Annotated in this window: 18 protein-coding genes; 8 read left to right on the forward strand and 10 right to left on the reverse strand. The window is 70.0% G+C overall.

The window, feature by feature from the left end; all coding sequences use genetic code 11:
• Positions 1–318 precede the first annotated feature (318 nt).
• On the forward strand, positions 319–2,775 hold the full coding sequence (locus ACIBK4_RS23495) for a DNA topoisomerase (ATP-hydrolyzing) subunit A (RefSeq protein WP_398997129.1): 2,457 nt from the start codon (positions 319–321) through the stop codon (positions 2,773–2,775).
• Positions 2,776–2,784: 9 nt separating this feature from the next.
• Here ACIBK4_RS23495 and ACIBK4_RS23500 read toward each other — a convergent pair whose 3' ends face one another.
• Complete coding sequence (locus ACIBK4_RS23500) at positions 2,785–3,900, reverse strand: CobW family GTP-binding protein (protein WP_398997311.1); 1,116 nt, start codon at positions 3,898–3,900, stop codon at positions 2,785–2,787.
• Between the two features lie 446 nt (positions 3,901–4,346).
• Here ACIBK4_RS23500 and ACIBK4_RS23505 point away from each other — a divergent pair, with 446 nt between their 5' ends.
• Both ACIBK4_RS23505 and ACIBK4_RS23510 read left to right on the forward strand, forming a co-directional pair.
• On the forward strand, positions 4,347–4,892 hold the full coding sequence (locus ACIBK4_RS23505) for a DUF6082 family protein (protein WP_398997131.1): 546 nt from the start codon (positions 4,347–4,349) through the stop codon (positions 4,890–4,892).
• 127 nt (positions 4,893–5,019) lie between these two features.
• Positions 5,020–5,256 carry a hypothetical protein gene (locus ACIBK4_RS23510; RefSeq protein WP_398997133.1) on the forward strand — a complete coding sequence of 79 codons (237 nt, stop codon included), beginning with the start codon at positions 5,020–5,022 and terminating at the stop codon, positions 5,254–5,256.
• A 250-nt stretch (positions 5,257–5,506) separates the two neighbouring features.
• Here ACIBK4_RS23510 and ACIBK4_RS23515 read toward each other — a convergent pair whose 3' ends face one another.
• A complete protein-coding gene (locus ACIBK4_RS23515) occupies positions 5,507–6,673 on the reverse strand; it encodes a citrate synthase/methylcitrate synthase (protein ID WP_398997135.1) in 1,167 nt (388 codons plus the stop codon).
• A gap of 98 nt (positions 6,674–6,771) precedes the next feature.
• Between ACIBK4_RS23515 and ACIBK4_RS23520 the strand changes: the two genes are divergently transcribed.
• From ACIBK4_RS23520 to ACIBK4_RS23535, 4 genes are all read left to right on the forward strand, one after another.
• On the forward strand, positions 6,772–8,028 hold the full coding sequence (locus ACIBK4_RS23520) for a citrate/2-methylcitrate synthase (protein WP_398997137.1): 1,257 nt from the start codon (positions 6,772–6,774) through the stop codon (positions 8,026–8,028).
• A 54-nt stretch (positions 8,029–8,082) separates the two neighbouring features.
• Positions 8,083–9,021 (forward strand): sucrase ferredoxin, encoded by a 939-nt coding sequence (locus ACIBK4_RS23525; protein WP_398997139.1) that lies wholly within the window; start codon positions 8,083–8,085, stop codon positions 9,019–9,021.
• A 139-nt stretch (positions 9,022–9,160) separates the two neighbouring features.
• Complete coding sequence (locus ACIBK4_RS23530; RefSeq protein WP_398997141.1) at positions 9,161–10,828, forward strand: ATP-binding protein; 1,668 nt, start codon at positions 9,161–9,163, stop codon at positions 10,826–10,828.
• Positions 10,825–11,505 (forward strand): response regulator, encoded by a 681-nt coding sequence (locus ACIBK4_RS23535; RefSeq protein ID WP_398997143.1) that lies wholly within the window; start codon positions 10,825–10,827, stop codon positions 11,503–11,505. Before ACIBK4_RS23530 ends, ACIBK4_RS23535 begins: the two co-directional genes overlap by 4 nt.
• Positions 11,506–11,576: 71 nt before the next feature.
• Here the strand turns inward: ACIBK4_RS23535 and ACIBK4_RS23540 are convergent, their stop codons facing one another.
• From ACIBK4_RS23540 to ACIBK4_RS23550, 3 genes are all read right to left on the reverse strand, one after another.
• Entirely contained in the window at positions 11,577–12,629 is a 1,053-nt protein-coding gene (locus tag ACIBK4_RS23540) for an ABC transporter substrate-binding protein (RefSeq protein ID WP_398997145.1), read from the reverse strand.
• A gap of 76 nt (positions 12,630–12,705) precedes the next feature.
• Entirely contained in the window at positions 12,706–13,584 is an 879-nt protein-coding gene (locus tag ACIBK4_RS23545; protein ID WP_398997147.1) for an ABC transporter permease, read from the reverse strand.
• A complete protein-coding gene (locus tag ACIBK4_RS23550) occupies positions 13,574–14,389 on the reverse strand; it encodes an ABC transporter ATP-binding protein (RefSeq protein ID WP_398997149.1) in 816 nt (271 codons plus the stop codon). The genes ACIBK4_RS23545 and ACIBK4_RS23550 overlap by 11 nt, the downstream gene beginning before the upstream one ends.
• 159 nt (positions 14,390–14,548) lie before the next feature.
• Between ACIBK4_RS23550 and ACIBK4_RS23555 the strand changes: the two genes are divergently transcribed.
• A complete protein-coding gene (locus ACIBK4_RS23555; protein ID WP_398997150.1) occupies positions 14,549–15,241 on the forward strand; it encodes a response regulator in 693 nt (230 codons plus the stop codon).
• Positions 15,242–15,290: 49 nt separating this feature from the next.
• Here ACIBK4_RS23555 and ACIBK4_RS23560 read toward each other — a convergent pair whose 3' ends face one another.
• From ACIBK4_RS23560 to ACIBK4_RS23580, 5 genes are all read right to left on the reverse strand, one after another.
• Positions 15,291–16,883 carry a cation acetate symporter gene (locus tag ACIBK4_RS23560; RefSeq protein WP_398997153.1) on the reverse strand — a complete coding sequence of 531 codons (1,593 nt, stop codon included), beginning with the start codon at positions 16,881–16,883 and terminating at the stop codon, positions 15,291–15,293.
• Entirely contained in the window at positions 16,880–17,440 is a 561-nt protein-coding gene (locus ACIBK4_RS23565) for a DUF485 domain-containing protein (protein WP_398997155.1), read from the reverse strand. Before ACIBK4_RS23565 ends, ACIBK4_RS23560 begins: the two co-directional genes overlap by 4 nt.
• Before the next feature lie 69 nt (positions 17,441–17,509).
• On the reverse strand, positions 17,510–18,196 hold the full coding sequence (locus ACIBK4_RS23570) for a response regulator (protein WP_398997157.1): 687 nt from the start codon (positions 18,194–18,196) through the stop codon (positions 17,510–17,512).
• Complete coding sequence (locus ACIBK4_RS23575) at positions 18,193–19,344, reverse strand: sensor histidine kinase (protein ID WP_398997159.1); 1,152 nt, start codon at positions 19,342–19,344, stop codon at positions 18,193–18,195. The genes ACIBK4_RS23570 and ACIBK4_RS23575 overlap by 4 nt, the downstream gene beginning before the upstream one ends.
• Positions 19,341–19,865: a DUF1453 domain-containing protein gene (locus ACIBK4_RS23580; protein ID WP_398997161.1), complete on the reverse strand. Its 525-nt coding sequence runs from the start codon at positions 19,863–19,865 to the stop codon at positions 19,341–19,343. The genes ACIBK4_RS23575 and ACIBK4_RS23580 overlap by 4 nt, the downstream gene beginning before the upstream one ends.
• Positions 19,866–19,878 lie beyond the last annotated feature (13 nt).

A 19,878-nucleotide genomic window follows, 5' to 3' on the forward strand; every position in this document is an offset into this window, starting at 1 on the left:
TTCGATCGCGGATTCTCTGGCTGGAAACGCAGAAATCCTGCTCGTCCCGCCACTGTATGCAAGCGTGCGGACCGTCGGCGAAGTTCCCGGCGGACGTACGCCGAGAGCGAGATCGCGTAGCCTGCGGGCAGTCGCACACGTGGACTCACGCGGCAGCCGCCGGCGACGGACCCGAGCGGGCAACGCCGGGTCCTGGTCCGCGTTGTCAGTGCCGCGGTCCACAATGGTTCACGTCAAGACCCCGTTCACGCTTCAGCAAGAGTGAGCCGAAGGGGAGCGACCCCCAGGCGAGCGACCAGAAAAGAGGAGCCGGCAGCGATGGCCCGCCGCAGCACGAAGACCCCGCCGCCCGACGACTCGTTCGAGGAGCGGATCCTCGACATCGACGTCGTCGACGAGATGCAGGGCTCCTACCTTGAGTACGCGTACTCGGTCATCTACTCCCGCGCCCTGCCGGACGCCCGGGACGGCCTGAAGCCGGTCCACCGACGCATCGTCTACCAGATGGACGAGATGGGCCTGCGCCCCGACCGCGGCTACGTGAAGTGCGCGCGTGTCGTGGGTGAGGTCATGGGCAAGCTGCACCCGCACGGGGACGCGTCGATCTACGACGCCCTGGTGCGCATGGCCCAGCCCTTCTCCATGCGCGTCCCGCTGGCCGACGGCCACGGCAACTTCGGCTCGCTGGGCAACGACGACCCGCCGGCCGCCATGAGGTACACCGAGTGCCGGCCGTCCGAAGCGGCCAACCTGATGACCGAGTCGATCGACGAGGACACGGTCGACTTCTCCCCGAACTACGACGGCCAGGAGCAGGAGCCGGTGGCCCTGCCCGCCGCCTTCCCGAACCTCCTGGTGAACGGCTCGTCGGGCATCGCCGTCGGCATGGCCACCAACATGCCGCCGCACAACCTGGGCGAAGTCATCGCCGCCGCCCGGCACTTGATCCGCTATCCGAACGCGGACCTGGACAGCCTGATGCGGCACGTCCCCGGCCCCGACCTGCCGACGGGCGGCCGGATCGTCGGCCTCACCGGCATCCGGGACGCGTACGAGACGGGCCGCGGCACCTTCAAGATCCGTGCCACGGTCGCCGTGGACAACGTGACGGCGCGCCGCAAGGGCCTGATCGTCACCGAACTGCCCTTCTCCGTAGGCCCCGAGAAGGTCATCGCCAAGATCAAGGACCTGGTCGGCGCGAAGAAGCTGCAGGGCATCGCCGACGTCAAGGACCTCACCGACCGCGCGCACGGCCTGCGCCTGGTCATCGAGATCAAGAACGGCTTCGTACCGGAAGCGGTCCTGGAGCAGCTCTACAAACTGACGCCGATGGAGGAGTCCTTCGGCATCAACAACGTGGCGCTGGTGGACGGCCAGCCCCTCACGCTCGGCCTCAAGGAACTCCTGGAGGTCTATCTCGACCACCGCTTCAACGTCGTTCGGCGCCGCAGCGAGTTCCGCCGCACCAAGCGGCGCGACCGCCTCCACCTCGTAGAGGGTCTGCTCACCGCGCTCATCGACATCGATGAGGTCATCCGGATCATCCGCTCCAGCGACAACTCCGCGCAGGCGAAGCAGAGTCTGATGGACCGCTTCTCGCTGAGCGACATCCAGACGCAGTACATCCTGGACACCCCACTCCGCCGCCTGACCCGGTTCGACCGGATCGAGCTGGAGTCGGAGATGGAGCGACTCCAGGCGGAGATCGCCGAGTTGACCCGCATCCTGGAGTCGGACACCGAGCTGCGCAAGCTGGTCTCGACCGAACTGGCCGCCGTGGCAAAGAAGTTCGGCACCGACCGGCGTACGGTCCTGCTGGAATCGGCGGGCGCCCCCGCCGCCACCGTGCCGCTCCAGGTGGCCGACGACCCGTGCCGGGTGCTGCTCTCCTCGACGGGCCTGCTGGCCCGCACGGCGAACGGCGAGCCCTTCCCGGAGGACTCCGAGGCCCGGCGCACCAAGCACGACGTGATCGTCTCGGCGGTCCCGGCGACCGCGCGCGGCGAGCTGGGCGCGGTCACCTCGGCCGGCCGCCTCCTCCGGATCAACGTCGTCGACCTGCCCCAACTCCCGGAGACGGCCGCCGCACCGAACCTCTCCGGCGGCGCCCCGATCTCGGAGTTCGTCTCCCTGGACGAGGGCGAGACGGTCATCTGCCTGACGACGCTCGACGAGTCCTCCCCCGGCCTGGCCATCGGCACGGAACAGGGCGTCGTCAAGCGCGTGGTCCCCGACTACCCCACGAACAAGGAGGAGTTGGAGGTCATCACGCTCAAGGACGGCGACCGGATCGTCGGCGCCGTCGAGCTGCGCACCGGCGAGGAGGACCTGGTCTTCATCGCGGACGACGCCCAACTCCTGCGCTACCAGGCCTCCCAGGTCCGCCCCCAGGGCCGCGCGGCCGGCGGCATGGCGGGCATCAAGCTCACCGAGGGCGCGAAGGTCATCTCCTTCACGGCCGTCGACCCGGCGGTGGACGCGGTCGTCTTCACGGTCGCCGGCTCGCGCGGCACGCTGGACGACTCCGTCCAGACGACGGCCAAGCTGACCCCGTTCGACCAGTACCCCCGCAAGGGCCGAGCCACCGGCGGCGTCCGCTGCCAGCGCTTCCTGAAGGGCGAGGACTGCCTCTCCCTGGCCTGGGCGGGCCCCGTACCGGCGAAGGCGGCCCAACGGGACGGCTCTCCGGCAGAACTCCCGGAAATGGACCCACGACGGGACGGCTCGGGCGTGTCGCTGGCGAAGACGGTGTCGGTGGTGGCGGGTCCGGTGTAGCGCCGGCGGTCAGTCGTCCAGTTCCGGATCCGGGTCCAGGTCTACTTCCGGATCCGGGTCCAACTCCGGCTCGGATCCGGGTTGTTGGTCCTGTACGTAACGGAGGACGCCCCACATGCCGCGCTCGTCGGCGTGTGGGGCGTCGCCGTTCTTGCACGCCTCCAACTCCTTGCCGAGGGCGGGCATGTCGAGACCGGTACCGATGAGCACGAGCTGGGTCAGCCGGGCGTCACCGTCCCCGGCCCCATCCCCGTTGCCCCAGGGCTCGGGATAGAACCGCAGGAACCGTCCGACGGCGTGCACGGCGTACCGATTACGTGAATCGTGGGCGCCGAAGTCGACGTACCCCTTGATGCGGTAGAGCCCCTCGGGCCGACTGTCCAGGAACCCCATCAGCCTGCGCGGGTCCATGGGCACGTCGGAGGCGAAGGAGAGGCTGTCGTAGGCGGCGTGCAGGTGGTCGGCGTGCGCGTCACCATCGCCATGGCCGTCGCCGGTGCGTTCGTGCAGGTCGTCGAAGGTCAGCTGCCCGACGCGCTCCTCGTTCGGCCGGCAGTCGAAGAGGAACTCCGGGTCGATACGGCCGTAGGTCGCGGGTACGACGGCGGCGCGGTCGGTGAGCGAGTGGACGAGGCCGAGGACGCGCGGGGCGTCGGCCGCGCGGTCCAGCTTGTTGACGACGACGAGGTCGGCGAGGGAGAGATGCCGGTCGAGCTCGGGGTGCTTCGCGCGCGTGTCGTCGAACTCGGCGGCGTCGACGACCTCGACGAGGCCGCCGTAGACGATCCCCGGGTGCTCGCTGGCGAGCAGCATGCGGACCAGTTCCTCCGGTTCGGCGAGTCCGCTGGCCTCGATGACGATGACGTCGATGCCGGCGGCGGGCCGGGCGAGTCGCTCCAGGTAGACGTCGAGTTCACTGGCGTCGACGGCACAGCACAGGCATCCGTTGCCGAGCGAGACGGTCGAGTCGCCGAGGGCGCCGGCGACGGCCAGCGCGTCGATCTCGATCGCCCCGAAGTCGTTGACGATCGCTCCGATACGGCTGCCTCCGCTGCGGTGCAGGAGGTGGTTGAGCAGGGTCGTCTTGCCGGAACCGAGAAATCCGGCGAGTACGACGACGGGGATCTGCCGGGGGCTCGGATCCGGGCCCGGGGCCGACGCCGGATGCGTACTCGGGCTCGGGCCTTGGCTCGGGCTCTCGCTCTGGCCCGGGTTCCGGCTCGGGCTTGCGCTCGGGCTCTGCTGGCTCAACGTGCGACCTCTTTCACGCCGACGCGTGCACCGGCTCGTGGTTCGGCGCACGTACGGAGGTTGAATGCCGCCCCAGGATACGAGCCGGAAGAATCGCCGCGAAGTGAACGATTGTTAGCAGCACTTGCGGGGCAGACGTTGGGGAAGGCGCCGGTTCGTGCGACCCTCGCTTCCCTCCGTGCGCCTCCTCTCCGCCTCCCTGCCGATCAGAGCCGCTCGGCACTCTGGGAGACGGCAAGCGCCGCCCATCGCTCGCCGGTCCCCATCAGTCGACCCGCACCCCGACGACCGGCGGACGGCCGCCTGATTCGGGGGTTGACATGGCCACACAGAACCGCGGGATGCGAGGGCCCAGTGCCGCCGCCACCGTAGGACTCGCCTTCGCTGCGGGGGCGCTCGCGGCGCTCTTCGCACAGCGCCGCAAGTTCGAGGAACTTCGACTGCGCGTCGACGAAGTGGAACAGAGCGACCGGCAGGCGATGCTGACGGAACAGCAGCGGCTGCAGTTCTACCTCCTGACCAAGGCCATGGAGGATCCGGACCTGGCCGCCGTGTACAGCAACGTCCAGGTGGACTCGCCCACGCAGCAGCGCCAGTACCTGTTCGCGAACGCCATGTACAACAACACCCTGCTTGCCTACCGCGTGGGCATCGTCAGCTGGGAGGAACTGCACGGCCACCTCCGAGCCATCTGCCAGAACGCCATCTTTCGCGACTACTGGCGCGCCCATCACCCCCACCGGTCCAGCCTCAAGGCGGAGTCGATCGAAGCCAAGGTGGGCCGAATGGTGGACCGCCTGATCCACGATCTGGATGAAGCGGACACAGAAGAGTGGTGGGTTGTCGGCGAACCGCCAGAAGAATAAAGAGAGTTGACACATCGTCAACAAGACGCGCCAACCCGGCCCCCTGTCAGGAGCGGACAACACCGAGAGCTACCCTGTCCCCGCCCAGATGGGCTATCTTCCGCCCCTCCAAAGGACAGGGATCCCTTTGAACATCGTGCGCCGCATCGGTGCGTCTCCACGCGAACGAGGCAGCTTGTCCGGCGATACATGCCCGGACATCTTCGAACTGAGTGACGGCAACTTCGCGGTCATCGGGACAGAAGCCACGGCGGCGCTCGACAAGGAGCTCCCCCCGGACGCCGCGCGAGCCAGCTACGAAAATATCGTTATCATTACCCGCGAGACACTCCTACGCGCCAAAGCAGACATTCCCGACGAGTGACGGCATCTGGGCCGCACCATGGACTACACCGTCAACCGTTGAGGTCCACCCGGTCACCCCGATGAGGGGCAACCTCCGGAAGACGAGTCCCCGCAGGCCCGCTCTCCACTCGCATCACCTCCACCCTGCGCACAACCCCCTGACGCAACGGGAACGCCTCGAGATGACCGGCACCCACCCCGCCGAGCTGCGCTCGACCATGACTTCGTGAGGTCCGGCACCAGACCGGTGCCGGACCTCACGCAATCCCTCAAGCCGCCTCCGGCACCGCCACCGGCGCCCCCACCCCCACATACCGAGCAACCGGCCGGATGATCTTCGAGTCCTCCGCCTGCTCCACCACGTTCGCGCTCCACCCCACCACCCGCGCGGCAGCGAACGTGGGAGTGAACATCTCCCGCGGCAGCCCGCAGAGTTCCATAACCAGACCCGCGTAGAACTCGACGTTGGTGTGGAGTTCGCGGCCCGGCTTGAGTTCCGCGAGGATCGTCTCCACCTGGCGCTCGACCTCCACCGCGAACTCAACCCGAGCCCCTCCGAACTGCTGGGCGACGTCGCGCAGCATCCGTGAACGGGGGTCCTCCGTGCGGTAGATCGCGTGGCCGAAGCCCATGATGCGGTCGCCGGCGAGTACCCGTTCACGGATCCAGGGGTCGATACGGTCCGGCGTGCCGATCGCGTCCAGGGTGTCCAGGGCGCGGCTGGGCGCACCCCCGTGCAGCGGACCCGAGAGCGCCCCTACGGCCCCGACCAGACAGGCCGCCACATCCGCTCCCGTGGACGCGATGACCCGCGCGGTGAAGGTTGACGCATTGAATCCGTGGTCAATGGTTGAGATCAAGTATTGCTCGATCGCCCTGGCCTGCTGCTTGTCCGGCTCCGAACCCGTCAGCATGTAGAGGTAGTTGGCCGCGTAGGAGAGGTCCTCGCGGGGCTCCACGGGGTCGAGCCCCTGACCGAGGCGGTACAGCGCGGTCAGCAGCGTCGGTACGGCGGCGGACGCCACGAGGGTGTCCCGTCGGCGCGCGTCCGCGTCGATGTCGTACACCGGCCGGAAACCCTTCGCGGCGCCGAGCAGCGACAGCGCCGTACGCATGCCGGACAGCGGTCCGGACGTGCCGCTCGCCGCCGCCACGGCGGGAAGTGCGGCCCACACCTCGTCGGGCAGCCGGCGCAGCGCCGCGGTCTCGGCGGTGAAGGCGGCGCCCTGCTCGGCGTCCGGCAGTTCGCCGTGGGCCAGGAGATGCCAGACGTCCTCGAAGCCGCGGGTCTGCGCGAGGTCGACGGCGGAGTACTGGCGGTAGTGGTAGAAGCCCTCAATACCTCGGACGTCACCGATTCGGGTGTCGGTGACGACGACGCCCGCGAGTCCCCGCGGAACCTCGATACGCGTGGCAGCGGCCCTGTTGATGGACATGTTTCCTCCCTGGACTTGATTTAAATGTCCATGGTTGACTCAATCTCTGTCAATATTGATTGAATCAACCTGCGCAAGGAGTGGATACCGTGACCTCCATGCGCGATCAAGAACCCGCTCCCGGCCACCCCGAGCGACGGCTGACCACCAAGGAGACCGCCGAACTGCTCGGTGTGAAGCCCGACACCGTGTACGCGTACGTGAGTCGCGGACAGCTGAGCAGCAGGCGCGAGCCCGGCGGGCGGGGCAGCACCTTCGACGCCAAGGAGGTGGAGGCGCTCGCCCGGCGCAACAGGCGGGAGAGCAGCGGGAGTTCGGGCTCCGGGGGCGAGTTGTCCGTACGGACCCGCATCACGCTCATCGAGAAGGACCGGTACTACTTCCGGGGCGTCGACGCGACCGCGTTGGCCGCCCGCCACTCCTACGAGGAGATCGCGGAGTGGCTGTGGACCGGGGAGTTGCGCCCCGGGATCACGTTCACCGCGCCGAAGGCGGCCGTCGCCGTCGCCCGCCGCACCGTGGACGCGCTGCCCGAACACACCGGCCCCACCGACCGGTTGAGGGTCGCGGCCATCGCGGCGGCAACCGCGGACCCGCTGCGTTTCGACCTGTCCGAGGACGCCGTGCTCGGCACCGCGCGCATCCTCATCCCCACCCTCGTCGCGGCCCTGCCGCCGGTGCAGCGCGCTCATCGCGACGAGGGTCCACTGGCCCACCGATTGTGGGCACGGCTGAGCGGACGGCCGGCTGACGAGGCGTCACTGCACGTCCTGGACACGGCACTTGGGCTGCTCGTCGACCACGACCTGGCCGCGTCCACGCTCGCGGTGCGGGTCGCCGCCTCGGCCCGCGCGCACCCCTACGCGGCCGTCTCCTCCGGCCTCGGGGTCCTCGAAGGCCCCCTGCACGGCGCGGCCAGCGGCCTGGCGCACCGACTGCTGCTCGACGTGCTCGACCAGGGCACCGCGGCCCCGGTGGTCGCGGACGAACTGCGCGCCGGCCGCCGCATCCCCGGACTCGGGCACCGGCTCTACCCGGGCGAAGACCCACGCGCGCGTGCCCTGTTCGCCCTCCTGAAGGAGATCCCGGGCGCCGCTCCCGCCCTGGCCGCGGCCCGCGACATCGTCGCCACCACCGCCCGCCACACCCCGCTGCACGCCAACGTCGACCTGGCGCTCGCCGTGCTCACCGTCTCCTCCGGGATGCCCTCCACGGCGGGCGAGACGGTGTTCGCCGTCGCCCGTACGGCGGGCTGGATCGCGCACGCCCTGGAGGAGTACGGGGAGCGCCCGCTGCGCATGCGGCCGAGCGGTCACTACGTAGGCCCCAGGCCGCCTCAGCCACTACCGGAGTAGGACACGAGCGCGGCCGGAAGTCGCCCCGAGGCAAGTCAGGTTAGGCTCACCTCTGTGAGTACGTGCGCGACCGTCTCTCGGGACCTCGACGAGCCCATTTCCGGAACCGCGGCCACGGCGACGACGTGGCTGCTGCTGGAACAGCCCGGTCCTTGGGGTGCCAAAGCGCTCACTTCGAGCCACCTGGACCCCGTGCTCGGGCGTGCCCTGGAAGCGGCCGCCGCGGACACGGGCGTACGGATCGCGCTCATCCGCCGCCCCGGACGGCACGCCGACCCCGCGCCGTCACGGGTGCGCCAGGTGTACGCGGCCCACACCGTGCCCGGAAACGCGTGGCTGCACAGCGCCACGACCGAGGACCCGCGGCAGCTCCTCGCCCTCGACTTCGCGGCTCTCGGCGCCGGTGACCCGCACTCGTTCGGCTCGGCGCTCGACGGGCGGGCCCACACCGGCGACCCGCTCGCGCTCGTCTGCACCAACGGCAAGCGCGACCGCTGCTGCGCGCTCCTGGGCCGCCCGCTCGCGGCCGAGCTGGCCGCCTCCGGGGTCGAGGGCGCCTGGGAGGTCACCCATCTGGGCGGTCACCGCTTCTCGCCGACGGTGCTCGTCCTGCCGTACGGCTACGCGTACGGGCGGGTCCAGGCGCACGGCATCAAGGAGATCCTCCACGGCGTCCAGGAGGGCCGTGTGGTCGTCGAGGGCTGCCGGGGTGCTTCGGCCTGGGAACGGCCCGGACAGGCGGCGGAGCTGGCCGTGCGGACGGCGACGGGCGAGTACGCGATGGACGCCCTGAGCGTCGTACGGACGGACGGCGCCGCACCGCGCTGGGAGGTGACCGTCGCGCACACCGACGGACGCCACTGGCGCGTGATCGTCGCCCAGGGGGCGTCGCTTCCGCCCCGCCCGGAGAGCTGCGGGGCGTCGGTCCTCGGCTCGCCGGCGCGGATGGACGTGGTGGCGGTGCGCGAGTTGACGACGGCGCTGGCGGGCTGACCCGGCCGAACCACAGGCCACCCGACCGGCTTCCGCTGGAAATCGCCCTCTACGGGAGGCCGATTTTCCCAAGAACTGGTCAAGAGATCCATGCCACACCCCTGGGGCAGCCCCCGCCCCGCCACGTACCGTCAGGGGTATGAGCCCCACTCCCCCCGCACGCCGCCGTCGCCTCGGGCTGCCGCGGCGGGTGTTCTCGCAGGTGCTGTTGATGCAGCTGGCGATCGCCGCGGGAGTCGCGGTCCTGGCGACCGGGCTGTTCCTCGCGCCGCTGAGCAAGCAGCTGGACCAGGAGGCGATGAACCGCGCCCTGGCCATCGCCCAGACGACCGCGCAGCAGCCGGGGATCGTCAAGGACATCCAGAACACCCCTCCGACCGTGGACGGACCCGTGCAGCGGGAGGCGGAGCGGATCCGGAAGGCCACCAAGGCCGAGTACGTGGTGGTCATGGACTGGCGGGGCATGCGGTGGTCGCACACGACGCCGAGCGAGATCGGCCGTTTCGTCTCGACCTCTCCCGGCCAGCCCCTGGCGGGCCAGGAGGTCAAGGAGATCGACAAGGGCACCCTGGGCCGCTCCGCGCGCGGCAAGGTACCCCTGCGGGACGCCGACGGCACGGTCGTCGGGGCCGTCTCCGTGGGCATCAAGTACGACAGCGTCCGCGCGCAGTTGATCAGCGCGATCCCGGGGCTGCTGGCGTACGCCGGGGGCGCTCTCGCCGTCGGCGCCCTGGCGGCCTGGCTGATCTCCCGGCGGGTCCAGCGGCAGACCCGGGACCTGGCCTTCTCCGACATCTCGGCGCTGCTCTCGGAGCGCGAGGCGATGCTGCACGGCATCCGGGAGGGCGTCGTCGCCCTGGACCGCACGGGCCGCATACGACTCCTGAACGACGAGGCGCGACGCCTGCTGGGCATCGGCGACGAGGCGGTCGGCCGCTCCCTGGACGAGGCGCTCGGTGAGGGCCGTACGACCGACGTCCTGGCCGGCCGGGTCACCGGCACCGACCTGCTCGCCGTCCGCGGCCAGCGGGTCCTGGTCACCAACCGCATGCCCACCGACGACGGCGGCGCCGTGGCCACCCTGCGCGACCGCACCGAACTGGAGCAGCTCGGCCGGGAGTTGGACTCGACGCACGGTCTGATCGACGCCCTGCGCGCCCAGGACCACGAGCACGCGAACCGTATGCACACGCTCCTGGGGCTGCTCGAACTGGAGATGTACGACGACGCCGTGGACTTCGTCGGCGAGGTGGTCGGTGATCACCGGGCCACCGCCGAACAGGTCACCGAGAAGATCCAGGATCCGTTGCTCGCCGCCCTGTTGGTGGGCAAGGCGACCGTCGCGGCCGAGCGGGGCGTCGCCCTGTGGATCTCCGACCGGACCTGGCTGCCGGACCGGTTGATCGACCCGCGCGGGCTGGTCACGGTCGTCGGCAACCTGGTGGACAACGCGCTCGACGCCGTCGCGGGCACACCGCACGCACGCGTGGAGGTCGAATTGCGGACGGAGGGGCGTACGGCCGTACTCCGGGTGCGCGACACGGGCCCCGGGATCCCGGAGGAACAACGGGAGTTGATCTTCACCGAGGGGTGGTCCACGAAGAAGCCCCCGGCCCACGGCAAGCGCGGAATCGGGCTCTCCCTGGTACGTCGGCTCGCCGAACGGCAGGGCGGCAGCGCGGTGGTGACGGAGGCGTTCGGCGGGGGCGCGGAGTTCGTCGTGGTCCTGCCCGAGGCACTGACAGAGCCGGACCTGGAACCCGCCCTCACCGTCCCCGGGGAGCCCGCCGAGGAGGAGTCGCGATGATCGAGGTCCTGGTCGTGGACGACGACACCCGGGTCGCCCGCGTCAACGCGGCCTACGTGGAGAAGGTCCCGGGCTTCCATGTCGCCGGCGAGGCCCACAACGCGGCGGAGGCGCTGCGCCAGTTGGAGACGCTGCCCCGCCTCGACCTGGTCCTCCTGGACCACTATCTGCCCGACGAGACAGGTCTGGCGGTCGTCCAGGAGATGCGCCGGCGCGGCCACCAGACCGACGTGATCATGGTGACGGCGGCCCGGGACGTGACGACCGTACAGGCGGCGATGCGGCAGGGCGCCCTGCAGTACCTGGTCAAGCCGTTCGCGTTCGCGGGCTTGCGCGCCAAGTTGGAGGCGTACGCCGAACTGCGCCGCACGCTCGACGGCGGCGGCGAGGCCGAACAGGCCGAGGTGGACCGCATCTTCGGCGCCCTGTCCGCGCCCTCGGAGCCCGGACTGCCCAAAGGGCACTCCCCCACCACCGCGGAACTCGTCCGCCAGTCCCTGATGAACGCCGAAGGCCCGCTGTCCGCCCAGGAGATCGCCGATCGCACGGGGGTGAGCCGGCAGACTGCCCAGCGCTATCTGAAGCTCCTGGAGCGCACCGGACGGGCCAGGCTGACGCTCAAGTACGGCGACGCGGGCCGCCCGGAACACCGTTACGTGTGGGCGACCCGCGCCTGAGGGCACGGCCGGTGGGGGCGGGGGAAGGGGCCGTACCCCTTCCTCCTATACGGATGCGGACCGCACGGCCGTCAGCCTGTCGCGTTCTTCACGAACTCGGTCGTGTACGTCTTGTCGAGGTCCACATCGGCGTTCTTGATAGTGGGGTTGAACGCCTTGAGCACCTTTTCGACGGTCTCCGGGCCGTTGGTCGGCATCACGCCGTCCTTGGTGAACATCGGCAGCGTGCTCTTGATCGCGGCGGCGTAGAGGGCCTTGTCGCCCTGGGAGTAGTCGGCGGGCATCTTGTCGGCGATCGCCGTCGCGCTGTGCGTGGACATCCACGTGAGCGTCTTGACGAATGCATTGACCATCTTCTGTACAGTTGATTTGTGGCTGTTCACCCAGTCCGTCTGCATGTACAGACTTGACGAGGGATACGGCCCACCCAGCGCCGCCTGCGAGCCCTCGGGCGTGCGCATGTCGACGAGGATGCTGCCGGCCTTCTTGTCGAGGATCGTGGCGACGGTCGGGTCGGTCGTCATCCCGGCGTCTATGGAGCCCTGTTGGAGGGCGGCGACGAAGGTCGGCCCCGCACCCACGGCGACCGGGGTGAACTCGCTGACGTTGACGCCGTTCTTGACTGCGAGGTACTTGGTGAGGAAGTCGGTGGAGGAGCCGAGGCCGGTCACGCCGAGCTTCTTGCCCTTGAAGTCCTTGGCCGACTTGACCTTCCCCGCGGCCTTGGTGGAGACGACCTCCACCTCGCCGGGTGCCTGGGAGAACTGCACCACGGACTCGACCGACTTGCCCTTGACCTGCAGGTCCAGCGTGTGGTCGTAGAAGCCGACGGCTCCCTGGACCTGTCCGGAGACGAGCGCGGTCTCGGCCTGGACGCCGGCCGGTTCGCTCAGCAGCTCCACATCGAGGCCCTCGGCGTCGAAGTAGCCGAGCCGCTGGGTGAGCATCGCGGGCAGGTAGATGACCTTGTCCAGGCCACCGACCATGATCTTGACCTTCACGCCCTTGCCGTCACCCTTGCCGGCGGAGGCGGTGGAGGCCGCGTCGTTGGCGCAGGCGGTGAGCGAGGAGAGGGCGAGCAGGCCCGAGGCGGCCAGGGCCGTGTATCTGGCGGTCTTGCGCATGGAGGTTCACGTCCTTGTGAGGGTGCGGTGCGGGGAGGAAGGGGGGCTCTTCAACGGGCTTGCGGCGAGGGGCCGTTCAGCTGTCGGAGCCCGACGGCTTCCAGCGGAAGATGCGGTTCTCGGCGAAGGTGAGCAGCCCTTCGGCAACGAGGGCGACGACCGCGAGGATCACCATCGCGGCGTACACACCGGCCGCGTTGAAGGTGCCCTGGGACTGCGCCACGAGCAGGCCGATGCCCTTGGTCGCGCCGATGTACTCGCCGACGATCGCGCCGATGAGGGCGAAGCCGAAGCTGACATGGAGGCTGGTGAAGATCCAGGAGGTGGCGGACGGGATGACCACCTGGAGGGTCACCTTGCGGTCGCTGGCGCCAAGGATGCGGGCGTTGGCGACCAGGTTGCGGTCGACCTCGCGGGTGCCCTGGAAGGCGTTGAAGAACACCGGGAAGAAGACGAGCACCACGGCGGAGGCGACCTTGGAGGCCGGTCCGAGTCCGAACCAGATCATGAAGATCGGCGCGAGGACGATCCTCGGTATCGAGTTGAGCACTTTGATGTATGGACCAAGTACGTCGGCCAGGAAGGCGATCCGCCCCAGCGCGATACCGAACACGACACCGGCGATGACACCGATGATCCAGCCGAGCAGCGCCTCCTGGAGCGTGTACCAGATCTGCTCCCCCAGGGAGCCGAGCGCCGTCCCGTGCATCACCCAGGTCCAGATCTGGTCCCAGATCTTCGAGGGCATCGAGAAGTTGAACGGATCGATGACCTTGGCCCGGGAGAGCCATTCCCACAGACCGAGAACGGCTACCAGGAGCAGCACTCTCGCCGCGCCGACACCGAGCTTGCGTTTACGGGCGGCACGCGCGCGTGAATGGGCGCGGTCGGTCTTCGCGCCGGACTCGATCACGGCCGACGCGACCTTGTCCTCGGGTATGACGTCAGGCGACATTGGCCGCACCCCTCTCGCGCGTGATGCGGACCTCTTCGCCCAGGGACTCCCAGATCTCGCGGTAGATCTCGATGAACCGCGGCTCCAGGCGCACGGATTCGACCTTGCGGGGCCGCGGCAGGTCGATGTCGAAGACCTGCTTCACGGTGGCCGGCCCGGCGGTCATCACGACGACCCTGTCGGCCAGCGCGATGGACTCCTCCAGGTCGTGGGTCACGAAGACGACCGAGGTACCGGTGCCCTCCCACAGCTCCAGGAGCTCGTCCGACATCAGCGCCCTGGTCTGCACGTCGAGCGCCGAGAACGGCTCGTCCATCAGCAGGATCTCGGGGTCGTTGACGAAGGTCGCGGCGAGCGCGACGCGCTTGCGCATACCGCCGGAGAGCTGGTGCGGATAGCGGTCCTCGAAGGCGGAGAGCCCGACCCGGGCCAGCCACTCACGCGCCTTCGCCTTGGCCTCCGCCTTCGGTACGCCGCGGAAGCGCGGGCCCGCCATGACGTTCGACAGCACCGTGCGCCAGGGGAAGGTGGCGTCCTGCTGGAAGACGAAACCGACCTTGTCGCCGACGCCGGAGACCGGCTTTCCGGCCACCAGCACATCGCCCTCGGAGGGCTCTTCCAGCCCGCTGACGAGGGTCAGCGTGGTCGACTTGCCGCAGCCCGTGGGGCCGACGACCGCCACGAACTCGCCACGCCCGACGGTGAGATCAAGCCCCCGTACGGCCGTGTGCAGACCCCCCGACGGGGTCCTGAAGGTCTTGCTCGCGCCCCGCAGCTCGATGGCGGGGCTGGTGTCTGCGCTCATGGCCGGGACCGTAGATGTGGCGCGGACCACAACAGCAGTCTTCTGGGCGCAAGCCGTTCTTTTGCTCGCAAGAGCCTGTTGTGCTCGTTTTGCTCGCGCTACAACTGCGGAGCCGAAACACGGGCTTAACGCTCGCCTGGCCTTGAGGAAAGAGGCCCAATGATTGACGTCATGGTCGTGGACGACGACTTCCGCGTCGCCGAGATCAACGCCAAGTACGTGGGGAAGGTTCCCGGATTCCGGGTCGCCGCCCGCGCGCACAGCGCCGCCCAGGCGCTGGCCACCGTGGAACGCGGGACCATCGACCTGGTGCTGCTCGACCACTATCTGCCCGATCAGACGGGTCTCGAACTCGTCCACCGCATGCGGGAACAGGGCCACACGACCGACGTCATCATGATCACGGCGGCCAGCGATGTGACGACCGTGCAGCGGGCGATGCGCCTCGGCGCCCTGCACTACCTGGTCAAGCCGTTCACCTTCGCCGCGCTGCGCACCCGCCTCGACTCGTACGCCGCCCTGCGCCGCACCGTCGACCGCGTCGGCGGCCGCGGCATCGCCGGCCAGGAGCAGGTCGATCGCATCTTCGGCGCCCTGCGCACGACCACCGTGCCGGCCTCCCCCGGCCTGCCCAGCGGTCACTCGGAACCGACCACCGACCTGATCTGCGGCGTCCTGCACAGCGCCGGCCACCCGCTCTCGGCCCACGAGGTCGCCGCCGAGACCGGCCTGAGCCGCTCGACGGCCCAGCGCTACCTCCGCCACCTGGAACAGGCCGGCCGCCTCCGCCTCTCCCTCAAGTACGGCGACACGGGCCGCCCGGAACACCGGTACGCCTGGGTGGCGCCGTAGCCCCGCGACAGCCGCACAACTCGCGCGTGGCTACGGCACACAAGGACCGCTACACGGCCCCCGCCCCCGTCAGCGCCCGTACCTCGGTCTCCGCGTGCTTGGCCTCGTCCGGGACCTCCGGCGAGGTGACCGTGCCGAGCCAGCCGGCCAGGAAGCCGAGCGGGATCGAGACGAGGCCGGGGTTCTGCAGCGGGAAGAACTGGAAGTCGACGCCAGGGAACAGCGATCCGGGGCTGCCCGACACGACCGGCGACAGCAGCACGAGCACGAGCGCGGGGATCAGTCCGCCGTATACGGCCCAAACGGCGCCGCGGGTCGTGAAGCCGCGCCAGAACAGCGAGTAGAGCAGCACCGGGAGGTTCGCGGAGGCGGCGACGGCGAAGGCGAGGCCCACCAGGAAGGCGACGTTGAGGTCCCTGGCGACGAGACCGAGCCCGATCGCCACGACACCGATGCCGACCGCGGCGACCCGCGCCACGGCCACCTCGCTGCGCGGCTTGGCGTTCGGGCGACGCAGCGACGCGTACAGGTCGTGCGCCACGGAGGCCGAGGAGGCCAGGGTGATCCCGGCGACCACCGCGAGGATCGTGGCGAAGGCCACGGCCGCGACGATCGCGAACAGGACGGTACCGCCGGTGGAATCGGCTCCTCCGCCGAGGTCGAGGGCGAGCAGCGGGACCGCCGTGTTCCCGGCCTCGTTCGACTTGCGGATCGTGTCCGGTCCCACGACCGCGGCGGCGGCGAAGCCGAGGATGATCGTCATCAGGTAGAACGCGCCGATGAGCCCGATCGACCACACCACCGAACGGCGCGCGGCCCGTGCGGTCGGCACGGTGTAGAAGCGGGACAGGATGTGCGGCAGCCCGGCCGTGCCCAGCACCAGCGCGAGACCCAGGCTGATGAAGTCGAACCGCGCGGTCCAGTCCCCGCCGTACCTGAGCCCCGGCGCCAGGAAGGCGGCGCCGTGACCGCTGCGCGCGGCGGCCGTGAGCAGCAGGTGGTTCAGGTTCCCGTGGAAGCGCACCAGGGTCAGCACCGTCAGCGCGATGGTGCCGCTCATCATCAGGACCGCCTTGACGATCTGGATCCAGGTGGTGGCCCGCATCCCTCCCATCGATACATAGATCACCATGAGCGCGCCGACGCCGATGACGGTCCAGGCCCGCGCGGCCGGGCTCGTCCCGCCCAGCAGCAGCGAGACCAGGCTGCCCGCGCCCACCATCTGCGCCACCAGATAGAGAACGGACACGGTGACCGAGGAAGTTCCCGCCGCGATCCGCACCGGCCGCTCGCTCATCCGGGCGGCGACCACGTCGGCGAGCGTGAACCGCCCGCAGTTGCGCACCAGTTCGGCGACGAGGAACAGCACCATGAGCCAGGCGACGAAGAAGCCCACCACGTACAGCAGGCCGTCGTAGCCGAACAGCGCGATGAGCCCGGTGACCCCGAGGAACGAGGCCGCGGACAGATAATCACCCGAGATGGCAAAACCATTCTCCATAGGGGAGAAGAGGCGCCCGCCCGCGTAGAACTCCTCCTCCGAGCCATGCCGGTTGCGGCTCACCCAGGTGGTGATCCCGAGGGTGACCGCGATGAACACGCTGAACAGCAGCAGCGCCAGCGTCTGATGGTTCCCGGTCACGACGTACCGCCTCGAATGCCTCGTGTCAGTTCCTGTGTGTCCCAGCGCAGTTCGAGCGCGGCCCGGTCCCGGCGCAGCCTCGCGTGCCGGGCGTAGGCCCAGGTGAGCAGGAAGGTGGTGAGGAACTGTCCCAGTCCCGCTACCATCCCCACGTTCACCGCTCCGGCCACCGGTCGGGCCATGAATCCGGGTGCCGTCGTCGCCGTCACCACATAGGCCACGTACCAGGCGAAGAAGACCACGGTGGCCGGCACCACGAACCGCAGATACCGGCCGCGCACCTCCTGGAAGGCCGCGCTGCGCTGCACCTCCAGGTACACGTCCGCGGCGCGCAGCGCCCGTCCGTCGTCCTCCCGGCGGGCGGACGGCACCTCGGGGGCGGGCACCCCCGCGCCGTCCAACTCGCCCCAGCCGGACGCCAGTGCGTCGTACCACGGGTCGTGGTACCTGACCTTTCCGGTTGCCTCGGCGGGGGTCGGGTCATGACCTTCGTGGTTCTCGGCCGGACTCTCGTGACCGCTCCCGCCACCGCGGGGACGACCGTTGCTTGACTGCATGCCCAAGGATGGACAGAACGGGAAGATCCCCGACTCTTCTTCTCCGGTGTCTTCACCCCATCAGGTGACTCAACCCGCTGGTGGCCGCACCAGTCCCTTGCCGTAGGCGTAACGCACCGCCTGCGCACGGTCCTTGAGCCCCGTCTTGGCGAACAGGTTGTTGATGTGGGTCTTCACGGTCGCCGTGGAGACATGCAGCTCGCGGGCGATCTCCTGATTGGACAGACCGTCGGCGATCAGCACCAGCACCTCGGTCTCCCGCGTGGTGAGCCCGTCCGGCGGCTGGGCGGGCTCGGACGACGGCAGCGGCTCGGGCTCCGACAGGCGCTCCAGCAACCGCCGTTGGATGCTCGGCGACAGCCCCGCGTCCCCCGACAGCACGCTCTCCACGGCCCGTACGATCTCGTCGCCGCCCGCGTCCTTGGTGAGGTAGCCGCGCGCCCCCGCACGCAGCGCCGGGAACAGCGACGCGTCGTCCGCGAACGTCGTGAGCACCACGACCTGCGTCCCGGGGTACTCCGCACGGATGCGCCGGGTCGCCTCGACACCGTCGCAGCGCGGCATGCGCAGGTCCATCAGGACGACGTCCGGGGCGAGTTCGGCCACCAGCCGCACCGCCTCGTCCCCGTCGGCGGCGGCGCCGACGACCTCGATCCCGGACAGCAGCCCCAGCAGCATCACGATGCCTTCCCGTACGACGGTCTGGTCGTCCGCGACCACGACCCGCGCGGGTCTCCTCACGGCCTCCTCCGTCATGCGGGCACCTTCAGCGTCACCACGAATCCCTCCTCGTCCGGCCCGGCCAGCAGCGAACCGCCCAGCAGCTCGGCGCGTTCCCGCATGCCCAGCAGACCGTATCCACCTCCCGCCCCGGTGAGTTCGCCGGGCGAGCCGCCCGAGTCCCGTACGTCCAGGGTCACTTCGTGCTCGCCGTAGTCCAGCGTGAGCAGCACCTTGGCGCCCGGGGCGTGCTTGCGGACGTTCGTCAGGGCCTCCTGGGCGACCCGGCGCACGGCCTGCGAGGCCTCGGCGGGCAGCTGTCTCCGGTCACCCGTAACGGTGACCTCGGCACGGCCGGTCGTACCGACGATCTCGGTCAGGAAGTCCTCCAGCGGGCTCATCTCGCCCCGCAGCGCGGACAGGGCCTGCCGGGTCTCGACCAGACCGTCGCGGGCCATCCCCCGGGCTGCCACGACCCGCTCCAGGATGGTCTCCCGGTCGGCGCCCCGCTCGATCAGCAGCCTGGCCGCCTCCAGGTGCACGAGCTGGGCGGAGAGGCTGTGGGCCAGCACGTCGTGGATCTCCCGGGCGATACGGGCCCGCTCCGCCAGCGCGGCCGACTCCGCCTCGGCGGTCCGTGCCATGCGTTCCTGGGTGAGCAGCCGCTGGGCGCTGCCCCGCGCCTCGGCGTCGAGGCGGAGCGTGTATCCGGCGAGGGCCAGCCCGGCCGTGGTGACCGCGGTGGTCAGCCACACGTCGTTGTTGACCGCGGCGAAGATCGCGAGGGACACAGAGGTCACAGGCACGGCGACCGCGATGGGCAGCCGCTCCAGCGAACTCACGGCGCAACCGCACCAGATGACGAGGGCCGGGACCGTGAACCCCACGGCCTGTCCCGCGATCGCGATCCCGAGGAGTACGGCGATGAGTCCGACCGACGGCCAGAGCCTGTGGGCGAGGGTGGTGCGCCAGAAGGCCCAGCCGAGGACCGCGGACACCAGGATCCCGGCCGCGCCTCCGGCCAGGGCCCAGCCGTGGACGTGGCTGCCGGTGAGCGCGCCCCCCAGGAGCACGCCGATCACCAGCAGCCGGACGGCCCAGGCGAGCACCCGCCGGGGCCCTGAGACCCCCTCGCGGCCCAGCGCCTCCCGCGAGGGCCAGCGCGTCCAGGCGTTCTCCGTCACACGCGCTCCTTCCGGGCGGGCGGCGCCATGCCGAAACCGTACGCCGGAGCCGACCCGTCCGACCCGGTGACGGACTGGGCCCGCCAGGCCAGAACCCCGGAGCGGACCAGCAGCGTGGCCGCGAGGCCGAGCATCAGGGCCGAGCTGTCCTGGTGCACGCCGACGACCGCGCCAAGGGCGACGAGGCCGACGCGCAGGGCTATGCCGACGATCCAGACGCCCCCGCTCGCCTTGGTGCTCTTGCTCCACACGGAACCGTCCGTCTCGACCCACAGACGCGTGGTCCAGGCCCAGCCGGCTCCGGTGGCCAGCCCGATGACCAGCTCGACGGCGAGCAGGACGGCCGACTCGGTGTGGTGGTGGGCGTCGAGTATGCCGGGCTCGCGCAGCGCGACGACGGCGAGGATCACAGGGAGGAGCCACCAGCGCCGGTCGGTGTCGATCCGACGGGCGCGGAACTGCCGCACGATCACCACTGCGACGACGGCCACGATCACCAACGCGTTGACCAGCCCGGACATCAGAGCCTCCGTG

Origin of the sequence: Streptomyces sp. NPDC050528 (assembly GCF_044457795.1) — a bacterium.
In the GTDB taxonomy this organism is placed as follows: domain Bacteria; phylum Actinomycetota; class Actinomycetes; order Streptomycetales; family Streptomycetaceae; genus Streptomyces.

Bases quoted from the DNA above. Each gene is read 5' to 3' on its own strand.
- ACIBK4_RS23495 (WP_398997129.1), top strand. From the start codon at position 319: ATGGCCCGCCGCAGCACGAAGACCCCGCCGCCCGACGACTCGTTCGAG.
- ACIBK4_RS23505 (WP_398997131.1), top strand. From the start codon at position 4,347: ATGGCCACACAGAACCGCGGGATGCGAGGGCCCAGTGCCGCCGCCACC.
- ACIBK4_RS23515 (WP_398997135.1), bottom strand. From the start codon at position 6,673: ATGTCCATCAACAGGGCCGCTGCCACGCGTATCGAGGTTCCGCGGGGA.
- ACIBK4_RS23520 (WP_398997137.1), top strand. From the start codon at position 6,772: ATGCGCGATCAAGAACCCGCTCCCGGCCACCCCGAGCGACGGCTGACC.
- ACIBK4_RS23530 (WP_398997141.1), top strand. From the start codon at position 9,161: ATGAGCCCCACTCCCCCCGCACGCCGCCGTCGCCTCGGGCTGCCGCGG.
- ACIBK4_RS23535 (WP_398997143.1), top strand. From the start codon at position 10,825: ATGATCGAGGTCCTGGTCGTGGACGACGACACCCGGGTCGCCCGCGTC.
- ACIBK4_RS23540 (WP_398997145.1), bottom strand. From the start codon at position 12,629: ATGCGCAAGACCGCCAGATACACGGCCCTGGCCGCCTCGGGCCTGCTC.
- ACIBK4_RS23545 (WP_398997147.1), bottom strand. From the start codon at position 13,584: ATGTCGCCTGACGTCATACCCGAGGACAAGGTCGCGTCGGCCGTGATC.
- ACIBK4_RS23550 (WP_398997149.1), bottom strand. From the start codon at position 14,389: ATGAGCGCAGACACCAGCCCCGCCATCGAGCTGCGGGGCGCGAGCAAG.
- ACIBK4_RS23555 (WP_398997150.1), top strand. From the start codon at position 14,549: ATGATTGACGTCATGGTCGTGGACGACGACTTCCGCGTCGCCGAGATC.
- ACIBK4_RS23565 (WP_398997155.1), bottom strand. From the start codon at position 17,440: ATGCAGTCAAGCAACGGTCGTCCCCGCGGTGGCGGGAGCGGTCACGAG.
- ACIBK4_RS23570 (WP_398997157.1), bottom strand. From the start codon at position 18,196: ATGACGGAGGAGGCCGTGAGGAGACCCGCGCGGGTCGTGGTCGCGGAC.
- ACIBK4_RS23580 (WP_398997161.1), bottom strand. From the start codon at position 19,865: ATGTCCGGGCTGGTCAACGCGTTGGTGATCGTGGCCGTCGTCGCAGTG.